Below are 1,269 nucleotides of genomic sequence, written 5' to 3'. Positions count from 1 at the left end.
CAACAGGGCGAAGTCTTACATCGATATACTTTAGGTTTGTATGAAATGCTAGAACATTTAACAACAAAATATCCTGATATTTTATGGGAAGGCTGTTCAGGTGGTGGTGGTCGTTTTGATGTTGGTTTCGCATATTATATGCCCCAATCATGGACGAGTGATAATACAGATGCCGTTGCACGGTTAAATATCCAATACGGAACATCCTTATTTTATCCAACTTCCTTGATTACATCACATGTATCCGCAGTACCCAATCATCAAACAGGGCGAATTACACCGTTTGATACCCGCGGTGACGTAGCAATGAGTGGCGTATTGGGCTATGAGTTAGATTTAACGCAACTAAGTCCGGCAGAAAAAGACTTAGTCAAATCACAAGTCGCCGTTTATAAAGAGATCCGACCACTCGTACAATACGGTGATTTCACTCGTTTAGAAAGTCCTTTTGAAGGTAACGCAACGGCATGGATGTTTACCAATGAAGACAAATCTGAAATATTAGTTTTTACTTTTGGGGTATTGAATACAGCCCAAGCATCGATTCATCAAGTGAAATTACATGGACTTCAATCAGATAAAATCTATGAAAATGTGACTAGTAAAGAAGTTTTTACGGGTAGTGAATTGGAGTGGATGGGATGGTATGAAGCGCCAATGACAGAAGATTTTGTTTCGCACCGTTATCATTTTAAAGCAATGAATTAGGAGGAAAGTGGCATGGAAAGGTTTAAAAAGCTCCGTTATTTGGGTATTGCCTCTGCCAGTGTGCTTGCGTTAGCTGCATGCGGTAATACTGAAGAAACAAGTACGAATGGCAAAACGGTCATTGAATTTTTTAATCAAAAGAAGGAGATGGAGGGTACTCTAGAAGAAATTATTCAAGATTTTGAAAAATCACATCCGGATATAGATGTGCAAATGACGAGTGTACCGGATGCTGGTACTGTCTTAAAAACAAGAATGCTATCAGGTGACGTTCCTGATGTTATCAACTTATATCCACAAAATATTGACTTCCAAGAATGGGCAAATGCTGGTTTCTTCTATGATATGACTGGTCAAGATTATCTAGATAATTTAAAAAATCAATACGCTGATAAGTATGCCATTAACGGCAAGGTATACAATGTGCCCTTAACAGCTAATGTATCAGGCATATATTACAATAAGACAAAATTTGAAGCCTTAGGGTTAAAAGCACCTGAAACATGGGATGAATTTGTCCAACTTGTGGATGACATCAGGGCAGCTGGTGAAACACCATTC

2 protein-coding genes are annotated in these 1,269 nt (G+C 38.7%); both read left to right on the top strand.

Features of this window, described 5'->3' with window-relative positions; translation table 11 throughout:
• A partial coding sequence (locus ACRCJ0_RS14335; RefSeq protein WP_431390891.1) for an alpha-galactosidase occupies positions 1-708 on the top strand: 708 nt, incomplete at its 5' end.
• Between the two features lie 12 nt (positions 709-720).
• On the top strand, positions 721-1,269 hold a 549-nt coding region (locus ACRCJ0_RS14330; protein WP_431390890.1), incomplete at its 3' end, for an extracellular solute-binding protein.

Source organism: Aerococcus sp. L_32 (assembly GCF_050689315.1).
The sequence above is the reverse complement of the archived record's forward strand: the minus strand, read 5'-3'. Positions and strand labels throughout refer to the sequence as shown.